Annotated in this window: 16 protein-coding genes; 14 read left to right on the top strand and 2 right to left on the bottom strand. The window is 31.9% G+C overall.

Annotation, left to right across the window (positions count from 1 at the left end; all coding sequences use genetic code 11):
• Positions 1–97: 97 nt before the first annotated feature.
• From CVD18_RS07675 to CVD18_RS07650, 6 genes are all read left to right on the top strand, one after another.
• Entirely contained in the window at positions 98–454 is a 357-nt protein-coding gene (locus CVD18_RS07675) for an MmcQ/YjbR family DNA-binding protein (RefSeq protein WP_103864861.1), read from the top strand.
• Between the two features lie 249 nt (positions 455–703).
• Entirely contained in the window at positions 704–2,050 is a 1,347-nt protein-coding gene (gene rmuC, locus CVD18_RS07670; protein ID WP_103864860.1) for a DNA recombination protein RmuC, read from the top strand.
• 36 nt (positions 2,051–2,086) lie between these two features.
• A complete protein-coding gene (locus CVD18_RS07665) occupies positions 2,087–2,425 on the top strand; it encodes a hypothetical protein (RefSeq protein WP_103864859.1) in 339 nt (112 codons plus the stop codon).
• 3 nt (positions 2,426–2,428) lie between these two features.
• Complete coding sequence (locus tag CVD18_RS07660) at positions 2,429–2,764, top strand: hypothetical protein (RefSeq protein ID WP_103864858.1); 336 nt, start codon at positions 2,429–2,431, stop codon at positions 2,762–2,764.
• Between the two features lie 42 nt (positions 2,765–2,806).
• The gene (locus tag CVD18_RS07655; RefSeq protein ID WP_103864857.1) at positions 2,807–3,175 is read left to right on the top strand and encodes a 6-phosphogluconate dehydrogenase; all 369 of its coding nucleotides are present in this window, start codon (positions 2,807–2,809) and stop codon (positions 3,173–3,175) included.
• Positions 3,176–3,210: 35 nt separating this feature from the next.
• Positions 3,211–3,753, top strand: coding sequence for an acyl-CoA thioesterase (locus CVD18_RS07650; RefSeq protein WP_103864856.1), 543 nt, complete (start codon positions 3,211–3,213; stop codon positions 3,751–3,753).
• A gap of 278 nt (positions 3,754–4,031) precedes the next feature.
• Here the strand turns inward: CVD18_RS07650 and CVD18_RS07645 are convergent, their stop codons facing one another.
• Positions 4,032–4,904: a hypothetical protein gene (locus tag CVD18_RS07645; RefSeq protein WP_103864855.1), complete on the bottom strand. Its 873-nt coding sequence runs from the start codon at positions 4,902–4,904 to the stop codon at positions 4,032–4,034.
• A 237-nt stretch (positions 4,905–5,141) separates the two neighbouring features.
• Between CVD18_RS07645 and CVD18_RS07640 the strand changes: the two genes are divergently transcribed.
• From CVD18_RS07640 to CVD18_RS07625, 4 genes are all read left to right on the top strand, one after another.
• Positions 5,142–7,523 carry a TonB-dependent receptor gene (locus CVD18_RS07640; RefSeq protein ID WP_233194501.1) on the top strand — a complete coding sequence of 794 codons (2,382 nt, stop codon included), beginning with the start codon at positions 5,142–5,144 and terminating at the stop codon, positions 7,521–7,523.
• A gap of 5 nt (positions 7,524–7,528) precedes the next feature.
• The gene (locus tag CVD18_RS07635; protein ID WP_103864854.1) at positions 7,529–8,344 is read left to right on the top strand and encodes a DUF4249 family protein; all 816 of its coding nucleotides are present in this window, start codon (positions 7,529–7,531) and stop codon (positions 8,342–8,344) included.
• A gap of 62 nt (positions 8,345–8,406) precedes the next feature.
• A complete protein-coding gene (murQ, locus tag CVD18_RS07630) occupies positions 8,407–9,231 on the top strand; it encodes an N-acetylmuramic acid 6-phosphate etherase (RefSeq protein ID WP_103864853.1) in 825 nt (274 codons plus the stop codon).
• Entirely contained in the window at positions 9,209–9,454 is a 246-nt protein-coding gene (locus tag CVD18_RS07625; protein WP_103864852.1) for a DUF6095 family protein, read from the top strand. The genes murQ and CVD18_RS07625 overlap by 23 nt, the downstream gene beginning before the upstream one ends.
• Before the next feature lie 11 nt (positions 9,455–9,465).
• Here CVD18_RS07625 and CVD18_RS07620 read toward each other — a convergent pair whose 3' ends face one another.
• Positions 9,466–9,975, bottom strand: coding sequence for a DinB family protein (locus CVD18_RS07620; protein ID WP_103864851.1), 510 nt, complete (start codon positions 9,973–9,975; stop codon positions 9,466–9,468).
• A gap of 295 nt (positions 9,976–10,270) precedes the next feature.
• Here CVD18_RS07620 and CVD18_RS07615 point away from each other — a divergent pair, with 295 nt between their 5' ends.
• The 4 genes from CVD18_RS07615 to CVD18_RS07600 all read left to right on the top strand — a co-directional run bounded on the left by CVD18_RS07615 (position 10,271) and on the right by CVD18_RS07600 (position 13,199).
• The gene (locus tag CVD18_RS07615) at positions 10,271–11,089 is read left to right on the top strand and encodes a hypothetical protein (protein WP_103864850.1); all 819 of its coding nucleotides are present in this window, start codon (positions 10,271–10,273) and stop codon (positions 11,087–11,089) included.
• 144 nt (positions 11,090–11,233) lie between these two features.
• The gene (dinB, locus tag CVD18_RS07610; RefSeq protein ID WP_103864849.1) at positions 11,234–12,448 is read left to right on the top strand and encodes a DNA polymerase IV; all 1,215 of its coding nucleotides are present in this window, start codon (positions 11,234–11,236) and stop codon (positions 12,446–12,448) included.
• A 27-nt stretch (positions 12,449–12,475) separates the two neighbouring features.
• The gene (locus CVD18_RS07605; protein ID WP_103864848.1) at positions 12,476–12,916 is read left to right on the top strand and encodes a PHP domain-containing protein; all 441 of its coding nucleotides are present in this window, start codon (positions 12,476–12,478) and stop codon (positions 12,914–12,916) included.
• Positions 12,917–13,013: 97 nt separating this feature from the next.
• Positions 13,014–13,199 carry a hypothetical protein gene (locus CVD18_RS07600; protein ID WP_103864847.1) on the top strand — a complete coding sequence of 62 codons (186 nt, stop codon included), beginning with the start codon at positions 13,014–13,016 and terminating at the stop codon, positions 13,197–13,199.
• The last annotated feature ends 59 nt before the right edge of the window (positions 13,200–13,258 follow it).

Genomic DNA, 13,258 nt, shown 5'->3' with positions numbered 1-13,258 from the left:
TCTTTTTTTTGTGTTGATTTAAAGCATACAAATCTTTCAAGTTATACTAATTTTCTATTGAAATTAATTTCATAATTTCACTACAAATCACATCGTAATGAATATTGAAGAATACAGAGAGTATTGTATTGCAAAAAAAGGAGTTACAGAATCTTTCCCTTTCAGTAGACTGCCTGATGTTTTGGTTTTCAAAGTACTAGGAAAAATGTTTACCGCTACCGATATATCTACATTTATGTCGATCAGTGTAAAATGTAATCCAGATCATGTAGAATATCTTAGAGAAACATACCCTGCTATAGTGCCTCCTTCATATATGAGTAAAAAACATTGGAACAAAGTAATAATAGATCACTCTATCCCAGATACACTTATCAAACAATGGATTGATGATTCTTATAATTTAATTGTCAAAAAATTACCGCTTCGGGAAAGAAAAAAGCTAGAAAAATAATACTCAAAATGAATAGTCAAATTTCTTATACCTCTTCAGCAGTTTCATTGTGTATCTTTTGAGTAGTTTAATTGGTTGATTCTAACAAAAAATAGTTTTTTTTGCACTATTGAAGTGTTTTTCACACTTGATAGCAACCCTACGAAGCTAAAAAAAGAGGAAAATTGAGAGAAAAAGGGCATTTTTATAATGAATTGAAAAAAGTTGAATTCACTTCTTTATATTTGAACAAAATAAACAATAGGTTACATGTCAGAATACACACCCATCTTCATTGCTATTGGAGGAATCATTATATCAATTATTGCTGGTTTTTTTATTGGTAAATATGTAACCCAATTACAAAAAAAAAGTGACGAAAGTGCTATCAATGAGCGATCAAATTTGATTCAGTCTCAATTTGATGAATTCAAAAAAGCTTCAGAAAATCGATATACAGAATTATCAAAAGAACGTGAAGAGATTCGTAGAGAAAAGGATTTTCTCAACACAGAGCTCACACGTCGCAATTCTGAATACGAAAATCTGATGCTCAAAAACGCTTCTCAAAAAGAAGAAGTAGAAAAGCTTCAAGATAAATTCACCAAAGATTTTGAGAACCTAGCTCATAAAATATTAGATTCAACATCAAATAAATTCACTGAGCAGAATAAAGAAAATATCAAAAATATTTTAAACCCTCTACAAGAAAAGATCAATACTTTTGAGAAAAAAGTAGAACAAACTCATAAAGAAAGTATAGACTATCATGCTGCATTGCGTCAACAAATAATAGGGCTTAAAGACCTTAATGAACAAATGAGTAAAGAAGCTACCAATCTTACTAAAGCACTAAAAGGGGATAGTAAGATGCAAGGAAACTGGGGTGAATTGGTACTTGAACGTGTATTAGAGAAATCAGGATTAGAAAAAGACCGTGAATATTTTGTACAACAAAGTTTTACATTAGACAGCGGTCAACGAGTGATGCCTGATGTGGTTATTTATCTTCCCGACAATAAAAAAATGATTATTGACTCCAAAGTTGCACTTACTGCATACGAACGCTATGTTAATGAAGAGAATGAAGAGCTAAAAATAGTACATCTTAAAGAGCATATTACTTCTTTAAAACGTCACGTAGACCAATTATCAGAAAAAAACTATCAGGATTTATACGATATAGAATCTCCTGATTTTATTCTCATGTTTGTACCTATAGAACCTGCCTTTGCTATTGCCATCAATCAAGATAACAAATTATACAATCAAGCATTTGAGAAAAATATAGTTATCGTAACCCCATCTACCCTTCTGGCCACACTACGTACTATTGATTCTATGTGGAATAATGAAAAACAACAACGTAATGCAATTGAGATAGCCAGACAAGCAGGAGCATTATATGATAAATTTGAAGGTTTGGTAAAAGACCTTACAGGAGTTGGTAAAAAAATTGATGATGCAAAAAAAGATTATTCTGCAGCTATGAATAAGCTGGTAGATGGTAGAGGTAATCTTATCACAAGTGTAGAAAAACTCAAAAAAATGGGAGCCAAAGCCAAAAAATCTCTTCCCGAAGCTGTTATAAAAAGAGCTACAGAAGAGAATGAATAAAACAATACATAAAAAATTAATCAAAAAAAATTAATCATGATCGATACTGATTTTTCAGAAATCCTACTTAGAATCACAGGGATTATATTCTATATCATACCAATTATTGTATTTATAATTCTTGCCATCTATTATATAAGTAAAGTTGGTTCTACAAAAGAAGGAATCTTAATTCTTATAGGTAATATATTATTATTTATTGTAGCCATTATACATCAATTCCTTTTTATGCTAGTAGATTCATGGGGATTCAACCTATATAGTATCATTAATTCAGGAGTGAACTTTATTGCTTTTATAGGATCTATACTTTTTATTATAGGTTTTTATTTACTTATCAAAAAAGCAATAAAAGGAAATAATACAACGACATAAAAAATGGAGCAGAATTTTGTTGAAATACTATCTGGGGTAATTATTGGTATAATAGGTCCTATTGCTCAAATTCTTATTCTAATTAGCTGTTTATACTATGTTGCAAAAAAAGGAATATCGCCATCTGGTGTTCTATTAGTTATTGGATCTATACTTGAGTTATTATGCGCTATTGCATCTCTAATAGGCGCTTTTTATGTAAGTCGCCAATGGGGAGTTGAAACCTATGCTAAACTTATAATGGGTGTTAATGTTATTTCTATTATAGCCAGAATCATATTTACAATTGGATTTATTTTATTAATCAGAAAAGTTGTTTCAGTAAAAAAACAAAACTGATTTATCAAATAAAGAAGAGCCAATACTATAATTTCTTTGATCATGAAAAAAATACTTATTATAATCATAATATCCATTACACTGCTTTTTACAGGATGGTATGCATTTATATATTACGCTTCGTATAGTGAAGGAACTCGAAGTGGTGAATTAATCAAGTTTAGCTACAAAGGAGCAGCAATAAAAACCTGGGAAGGTGAAATTAGTCAAGGAATCTCTGGGGCACAAATATTTAGTTTTTCTGTTGAAGATAAGAATGAAGACGTCATAAAAAAACTAGAGAAGTTTCAAGGTAGATATGTAAAATTAAAATACAAAGAACGCTTTGCCAAAATCTCTTGGCTTGGGGATACCAAATATTTTGTAATCGATGTTGTCGAAGAAGTTTCTCCTCATTTTAGGAATAAGTAAGTAATCTCCTTGTAAACCTTGTAAAATTAAACACTATGAAAAAACATAAAACCAATAGAGAAGCCAGAGTAACCATTTCTGAGCTGATGCTTCCTTCTCATTCTAATTTTAGTGGTAAAATACATGGTGGTTATATTTTGTCTCTTATGGATCAAATTGCATTTGCATGCGCTTCCAAACATTCAGAAACATATTGTGTTACTGCAAGCGTAGACAAGGTAGACTTCTTAAAACCAATAGAAGTAGGTGAATTAGTAACTCTCAAAGCATCTGTAAACTATGTAGGAAATACATCTATGGTAGTAGGCGTACGTGTAGAATCAGAAAACATACAAACAGGAAAAGTAAAACACTGCAATTCTAGCTATTTTACAATGGTAGCAAAAAACAATAAAGGCAAAAGCACCCCTATCCCTGGATTAATTATAGAAGATAAAACTGCTGTGCGTCGTTTTGTAAGAAGTATCATACGCAAAGAAGAAAGTATTACTAGGCGTAATCGATTTAAAGAATCAGAATTCGAGATTGAGGAACACCTAGAAATCCTTAATAAATACAATGTACAGGTGGATTTATAAAGCATTGATTGTAATCAATTTAAGCAACCAAATATTGACTCATAAAACAGCCTTATTTATCAATGTTTTAAATTATAGATAAACACTTTTTGCTTAGCACTTTCCCACCCTAATTGTTCTGTATGCAATCCGTAAATCATAGTATCCTTATCCACATCAAGAAATTGAATATACCGATCCAAATTGTATATTCTTATTGGGTTTAGGTCATAATCAAACACATAAACCTTACTATTTTTTGGGTGGTCATTGCTTATCTTTCTTCTTGTGTAAAGAGCTTAAATGTAATTATCAGACATCGCGATATCATCAAATTCAAAAGTTGTATCTCTGGCAGACCCCACACTTAACCCTCCTTCTTCCTCACGAACATGATATGTTGGTTCTTTATTATCTGGCAATAAAATAGTTTTCATTTCTTTTTTTTGATAATCAAAAACTTCCACCATTGGAGCAAAAATATATGCAAAAGCAACATGAGTCTTATTACTGGATACATTTGCTACTGATAAAAAATTTCTAACTTCAATTACATTCGATTTGCCATCAGGAGTATGTAATATCCCACCATAACCACTAATTACTCCAGAGCCTAGGTCTTTTTCATGTAAACGAAATTCTTTTGTTGAATGTCCAGCATATAACAAACTATTCTTATCATCATTATAATCAAAAAAATAAGGGATCTCGTCTTTATTGATTTTACCACGTATAAAAAATTTTCCTGTAGCCAATAATTCATTAATATTAAACCCTAGAAACTTCTTGTAATACGTATCTGATAGTATAAAAGTGGTATCACTACTTTTTGATAAACCCCATTGGCTTGATATTTCATCAGGGCCACTGCCTATATCAATAAACCCTCCCAAATATGTGTTTTCTTTAACATCTATGATATGTATATTTTTTTGGGCACTGATATCAGCAACCAGTAGATAATTACCTAATAACTTTATTTTGACAGGCCTTATTAATTTGCCACTAATAACATCAAGAGTATCTGATTGCAGAGAAATTACTTCTTTAAAATCATTATTCGTAAGTTGTTTATACACTGTTCTTCCTAAATATTGAGCTTGTATAGAGACTCCACAAGATAGAATATTAACTAAAATTACTATTTTTAATAAAAATGGGGTTCTGCACATAAAAACTTGTATTTTAAATAATAGTTTATAATTAAATAATTTTAATATATAATAAATAAGTAACTATTTATGTCATAATCATATCATATGTTACCTAAACAATAACAACTATTTTTTGATACAAAAAACCAATACCAAAAAAATCAGAATTAACAAAATAATAGTTGTAGAACTCCTAACATATCTTTTCCTTTACAGAACCACAGTATTAAATCTTAATCGATAAAATAGTTTCTTTTGAAAAAACAGATATACACTCTCTTTGGACTACTCTTATTTATAACACCATTCTCTATCTACAGTCAGGAGAAATTTACTCTTAATGGTATTATTTCAGAAAAATCCAGTAATGAAACACTAATTGGTGTCAATGTTTTATTTCCAGAAATAGCAAAAGGAGTCGTTACCAATGAATATGGTTTTTATTCTATAACCCTACCCAAAGGAAAATACAAATTACAAATTAGCTATTTAGGATTCAAAGACAACATACAGGAAATCGATTTGAATACAGACAAAAAACTAAACATTCAGCTTACAGAAGCATCAGAAATGCTTGATGAAATAATCCTTACAGAAAAAACAGAAAAACTAAATATCAAGACCCCTCAAATGAGTATTAATAAACTTACTGCAGGAACCATCAAACAAATACCTGTTGTTTTGGGAGAAGCTGATATTATCAAATCCATCATTCTTTTACCAGGAGTTACTAGTGGTGGTGAGGGTGCCTCTGGCTTTAATGTAAGAGGGGGAGCAGCCGATCAAAATCTAATTCTATTGGATGAAGCTATGATTTTTAACTCATCACACCTTTTTGGTTTCTTCTCTGTTTTTAATCCCGACGCTATAAAAGATATAAAACTCTACAAAGGAGGAATTCCTGCAAAATATGGGGGGCGTATATCCTCTGTATTAGACATATACCAAAAAGAAGGGAACAGTAAAAAATATAAAATCAATGGAGGTTTAGGTGCTGTAGCCAGTAGATTACTCGCAGAAGGCCCTATTGCAAAAGACCGAGGAGCATTTTTGGTAGGAGGAAGAGCATCATACGCACATCTATTTTTACCTCTTTTTGATAATGATAACATTGCATATTTCTATGATCTAAACACCAAACTCAATTACAAAATCAATGGTAACAACAACCTCTATCTATCTGGATATTTTGGTAGAGATGTATTTGCACTAGATGAAATTTTCACAAACACCTATGGTAATACTGTACTTAATCTTAGATGGAATCATCTTTTTTCTGATAAATTATTCTCTAATCTATCCCTTATATACTCTGATTATTTTTATGGATTAGAACTAGATTTTGTAGGATTCAAATGGGATTCTGGTATACGAAACTTTAATCTCAAATACGATTTCAAGCATTATATAAGTGATAATTTTCAACTCAATTACGGAATCAACTCCATTTATTTTAAGTTTAACCCTGGTGAAATTAAACCTAATAACAAAAAATCGGGAATCAATAGAGAAAAACTTATCGATAAATACGCCAATGAATCCGCTGTATATATAGATGCACAGCATAAAATATCAAACAATTTAACACTTCAATACGGTCTTAGAGCAAGTCATTTTATCAGATTTGGGCAAGAAGAATTAAACATATATCAAAATGACAACCCTCTTTCTTATAATCAAGAACTACAATTCTATGAAGGAAACGATCGTATTGGTATCAAAAAATATAGCAGAAGTAATATCATCAAGACTTTTACCAATCTAGAACCCAGAATTACCCTTGCCTACGCTTTTAATAACAATACCTCTATAAAAGCAAGTTATAACAGAATGTCACAATACCTTCACTTACTCTCCAACACCAACTCCCCGACTCCACTAGATGTCTGGACCCCCAGTGGTAAATACATAAAACCACAATTGCTTAATCAATACGCAGTAGGATATTTCAAAAGCATAAACGATGATAAGTACACAATAGAAACAGAATTTTTTTATAAAGACATCAAAAACCGTATTGATTATATTGACAGTGCAAACTTGATCGCTAATAATGCCATCGAACAAGATATTCTTAATGGAAAAGCACGCGCTTATGGTCTAGAATTTTTAGTCAGAAAAAATGAAGGCAAGTTTAAAGGTTGGTTAGCCTATACCCTATCAAGATCAGAACAAAAAACATTAGGCCGAACAAATCAAGAGCCTGGAATTAATAACGGGCAATGGTATAGAACCTCTTATGATAAAACTCATGACATCTCTTTTAATGGAAGTTATGAGGTAAATAAAAAATGGAAATTTGGAGCTAATTTTGTGTTTCAAACAGGGCAACCTACCAACTACCCCACAGGTCAATTTGAATATCAAGGACTATCAATTCCACTATTTGATGGGCTAAGAAATAGCGAGCAGTTACCAGCCTATCACAGAGTAGATATATCTGCTACACTCACTCCTAGAAAGAACAAAACAAAAAAATGGAAAGGAGAATGGGTATTCAGTATTTATAACTTATATAATCGCAAAAATGCAGCATCAATTAATTTTGCAAGAAACAAAGACACCTATGCAAATGAAGCTGTCAGGACTTCTATTTTTGGTATTATACCTGCGATAGCTTATAATTTTAAATTTTAAAAAAAATGAAGAAATTAATAATTCTTATACTTGGAATATTAGTATTGGTAAGCTGTGAAGATGTTGTAGAAGTAGATGTTCCAAACGGAGAACCAAAACTAGTAATCGATGCCTCTTTTGAACTATACCTTAATGAAACCCCTATAGAATTTGCCCCCAAAGTACGGCTTACTCTTTCTGCTCCATTCTTTGATCAAAACATCCCAGAAGTACAAGGTGCAATAGTTTATATTACCAATACAAATAATAATACAATTATCAATTTTGAGCAAGTACCAGATAGTGGTTTATATGTTCCCGCAGAAGAATTTCCTACCCCACAATTTGGTACTCTCTATGAACTAACTGTAGTGTACAATAACGAAACTTATAAAGCAACAACACAACTTATTCCTACAGTTCCTATTGATACTATAAAGCAAGGAGAAAACACCTTATTTAATGATGAAACAGAAATTATAATCTTTTTTACAGACGACGGAACCCGAAATGATTTTTATCTTTTTGACTTTGACTTTGATTTATTTTTGGCAAGTGAAGATCGTTTCTATCAAGGCAAACCATTTAATTTCTCTTATTTTTATGAAGATATGGTCAACGGGCGTGATGTAACTATCAAGATTTTAGGAATCGATAAACGGTATTATAAGTATACTAGTTTACTTATTGAGCAAAGTGATCAACAAGGAGGAAATCCTTTTCAAACACCCCCTGCACAATTAAGAGGTAATATCATTAACACTACCAATACAGATAATTATGCATTAGGATATTTTAACCTTTCTGAGGCTGATAAATTTAATGTAACAATAAAAAAATAGTATTTCAATATTAAAAAGAAAAGCAAGCCTTTCTCTAAATCAAAAATCAGTATTTTTGAAACATGACTTTTATAAAAACTACCGAGCAATCCTCAACATATAATCATTTAGAAAAAATGAATATCAATGAATTGCTTACCAACATCAACAAAGAAGACAAAACAGTTCCTGACGCTGTAGAGAAATCAATACCTCAAATTGAAAACCTGATTACTCAAACAGTACAAAAACTTAAGCAAGGAGGTCGCCTTTTTTACATAGGTGCTGGAACAAGTGGTCGATTAGGTATTGTAGATGCCAGTGAATGTCCTCCTACTTTTGGCGTTCCCCATGATGTTGTTATAGGATTAATTGCTGGAGGTGATACCGCAATCAGAAAATCAGTAGAATATGCAGAAGACAGTATTAATCAAGGGTGGAAAGACCTAGAAGAACAAAATATTTCAAAAAATGATGTTGTAATCGGTATTGCCGCATCAGGAACCACCCCATACGTTATCCATGCATTACAACATTGTAACAAAAATAATATAACCACTGGGTGCATTACATGCAATGAAGGAAGCCCTTTGTCAACCACCGCACAATTTCCTATTGTAGTTACAGTAGGCCCAGAATTTGTAACTGGAAGCTCTCGTATGAAAGCAGGAACAGCCCAAAAATTAGTCCTGAATATGATTTCTACAGCTACTATGATTCAATTAGGGCATGTAAAAGGCAATAAAATGGTTGACATGCAATTAAGCAATAACAAATTAGTTGACAGAGGAGTACGAATGATCATGGAAGAATTGACTATCAACTATGAGCAAGCAGAAAAATTATTGAAACAGTACAAAAGTGTACGCAATGCAATAAAAAATTATGGAACCCAAAAGAACAAATAAAGAAATATTAGGTAAAGGCGTACAACGCATGGCAATTGCTTTTATTTTCATGTTTATCAGCCCAGTGATTATTCATTCTGCTTTCAAAAACCAAGATCACCCATTATATATTCTAATACTAATACTAGGAATAATTGGTGCCGCATTTGCCATTTTTATGGCTTTTAGAGGTCTAAAAACTATTATGGAATCAATGTTTGGCAAAAAAAATAACTCCCTATAATATAACCTTGACTATATCCCCTCTCTTTTATTGATCGGAGTCGTAGGATTATAACCAAATTCAGGAATTTCTATACGCACACCCAAACGATCAAGAATATATCCAATAGTAGCATAATGATGTACTGCATGGCTATTTGCATGCAAAAGGATACTCTCTAAAGTGTAATTAACAGTTATCTTTCCTTTCCCCATATTATCTGTAACATGAATCAGGTATCCCGTGTTTACATCAATATAGGAAACTAATGTTTCTTGAAGTTTGTATATATATTCTATTGCAACCTCCTTATTGGTCGCTAATAATTCATCCCGTTTACGAGCAGTAAGATCAATATTATTAGAGTCTAATCCACTAATAATACAATCAAAAAAATCAAGCGTATGACGTATATGAGAACCTATACTCGAATAATACGGACCTACAGAGTTGTTTTGATACGTACCAGTATCTATAGCCTTAAGTAAAGCAATCGCATTATTAAGATTATGATTTATTGAAGATATAACTAATTGTTTCATAAGGTATTTAGACGTAAGGTACGTAATTAGCTTACAAAAGAATACCACAAATCATTAATTTATTTTTAAAAAATTACGAAAAAACATAATATTACATATATCCCATCGTTTCTATTAGCAACACAGAATATAAACCCCCTATTCCCTCACATACAGTAGGATATTTATCACCTTTATCAAGGTTTTACCGTAAAAATCAAGGTAAAATGCGCTTTTTATCGATTAATGACGTTTTTTCTTGGAGTTTACTAATAAAATATTGTATTATTGTATGTGATTTAAAAGCCCCAAAAGAATGAAAAAAATTGCACTCCCCATAGTATTGTTATTTCTTATACCAACAACTAATGCACAAGACGCATATGAAGACGCGTTGACAGCTGCTAGTTATGCATACTCACATAGTAAGAAAGCACATGGGGCGAATAATGTCTTCCATACACAGGAATATGCAGACAAAGCCATAACTGCCTTTATTAAAGTAGAAGATTTATCAGATAAATGTGATTGCAAACCAGCAAATGAAACTGCATATCAAGCTCGAGTAGATATGGAAAGCTCATTAGAACAAGACACCTATGAGCGTAGTAGGTATTATGCTAAACGCGCAAAAGAACTAGGAGCCAAACTTCTAGAACAACTCACCTCTTGCCAAGCTAACGGCGCTAGCTACTCTAATACAGAAGAAGCATCTATCGAAGAGGATAATGTATTAGCTGAAGCAACGCAAGAAGTAGCAAATAAACAAAAAGAATTAGAAGCAAAACGTCGTCAATTAGAAATCGAACAACAAAAGCTAGAACAACGAATAGCTGAACAAAATAAAATAAAAGCTGAATTTGAAGCAAAACGAGCTGTTGAATTAGAAAAACAATCCCTTATAAAATCAAAAGCAGAACAAGCTCTTCAAAAATTAGAAAACGCACTACAAGAATTAAGTGTTGTACTAAATGAAGAATCCAAATTCGAAGCACAAGCCGATTACGTACGAAGTGAAAACGAGTTGAAAAACGAATCTCTCGATGATACAAAAAACTTCTATGTAAATAGAGCAAAAGAACTAACCCAAACCGCTATGCAACAATTTGCCACCTATAATATGGCAGAAAATTAATCGATACTGAATTTTATTTTGTAGCCCCAAAATAAAATTTTTTCGGAAACGGCACCTTCTCCAAGGTGTCGTTTTTTTTATCTCTTTTGTGAATAAAAAATTCACATCACCATATAATTAAATGGAATTATTCCATAATATTTTATATTGAGAACTATACTACACCTTGACCTAGATACATTCTACGTATCCGTAGAACGCATGATTAATAGCACCTTACAAAAAAAACCTCTGCTAGTTGGTGGAGTAAGTGATAGAGGTGTTGTAGCCGCCTGTAGCTATGAGACACGATCCTATGGTATCCACTCTGGCATGTCTATGGAAATAGCCAAAGAACTCTGTCCTGAAGCTATTGTTATAAAAGGAAATACCAATACATATAGCAAATACTCTGATCTAGTTACAGAAATAATCAAAGAGAATGTTCCTGTACTTGAAAAGTCAAGTATCGATGAATTCTATGCTGACCTATCAGGTATGGATAAATTTTTTGGCGCCTATAAATACTCACTAGAGTTGAGACAAAAAGTAATTACAGAAACTGGACTCCCCATCTCTTTTGGCCTCTCTAGTAACAAAATAGTATCCAAAGTAGCTACCAATGAAGCCAAACCTAATAATCAATTAAAAATAGATTTTGGCACAGAAAAACCATTTCTTGCTCCTTTATCAGTCAAAAAAATACCAATGGTAGGTAACAAAACATATCAAATCTTGCGCAACTTAGGAGTTCGTTATATAAAAACCGTTCAAGATATGCCCCCTGATCTTATGAAAAGAGTACTAGGTACAAATGGAGTAACCATATGGAAAAGAGCAAACGGAATAGACAACACTCCAGTTATTGCTTTTTCTGAACGTAAATCAATATCTACAGAAAGAACATTTGACAAAGATACTACCAACATACATATGCTCAGAAACCTACTCATAGCAATGACAGAAAACCTCTCCTACCAATTGCGTAGAGGAAATAAGCTAACAGCATGTATTGCCATAAAAATTCGATACTCTGATTTTAACACCTATACCAAACAAGTTAAAATACCATATACCAGTGCAGATCATATTCTGATTCCTAAAATTCTAGAATTATTTGAAAAACTATATCAAAAACGATTACTAATTAGATTAATAGGCATACGATATAGCCACCTAGTCAGTGGTAACTATCAAATTAATCTATTTGACGATGATCAAAAACAACTTAACCTATACCAAGCACTAGATACTATAAGAGGGCGATACGGTGATCGCAGTGTTATCAGAGCTGCTGCTATAGGAGCATCCACCATAGGCAGAATACAAAACCCATTCGATGGTAAACCACCAATTGTATTAGCACACAGAAAACAATAATCAGGAGTAAAAACAAAAATCCCTATTATGTATCTCAACTGCCACTCATACTATAGTTTACGTTATGGAACCTTTTCTGAAACAGACCTTCTGGAACTAGCAAAAAAAAACAATATAGACTGCCTTGCACTAACTGATATCAATAACACATCTGCCTGTTTAAATTTTGTTAGAAAAGCAAAAGAACATCATATCAAACCAATTATAGGTATCGATTTCAGAAACAATCATCAACCTTTATATGTAGGACTTGCCAAAAACAATGAAGGATACAAAGAGTTAAATGATTTTTTATCACACTATTCTCATCAAAAAAACAATTTTCCAGAAATAGCTCCATCATTCAAAAATGCATACATTATATACCCTGCTAAACAAATAATAGCGTTAAAAAAAACTCATTTTACATCCAATGAATTCATAGGTATATCTCAAAAAGAAATTACCAACCTTTACCTATCAACCTGAGTTCGACGTAAGGAATAGTTTTTTTTACTTGTAGAAAAAGCAGAAAATAATTATATTTAAGTATCTAACATTCAAATATTTAAATTAAATTCTACTTATGATTTTTAAAGATAAAATTACTGAAATATTTTGTTCTATTGATGATTTTTGTGCTGTTTATGAGCCTGCTATGCGAAAAAGACAAGTTACTACAGGCAAAAAGACCAGAAATCGAAAATTTAGAATGGCTACAAGTGAGATAGTAACCATTACTGTATTGTTTCACTTATTAATAAGAGCATAAATTAGTTTATCTTTTGTTTTAAAAATCCTTATTTTTAGGTTGTGAGAAGAAGAAATAAA

The sequence above is a fragment of the Aquimarina sp. I32.4 genome, from assembly GCF_002924285.1.
In the GTDB taxonomy this organism is placed as follows: domain Bacteria; phylum Bacteroidota; class Bacteroidia; order Flavobacteriales; family Flavobacteriaceae; genus Aquimarina.
Note: the sequence above shows the minus strand (reverse complement) of the source record. Positions and strands in the feature narration are given on the sequence as shown.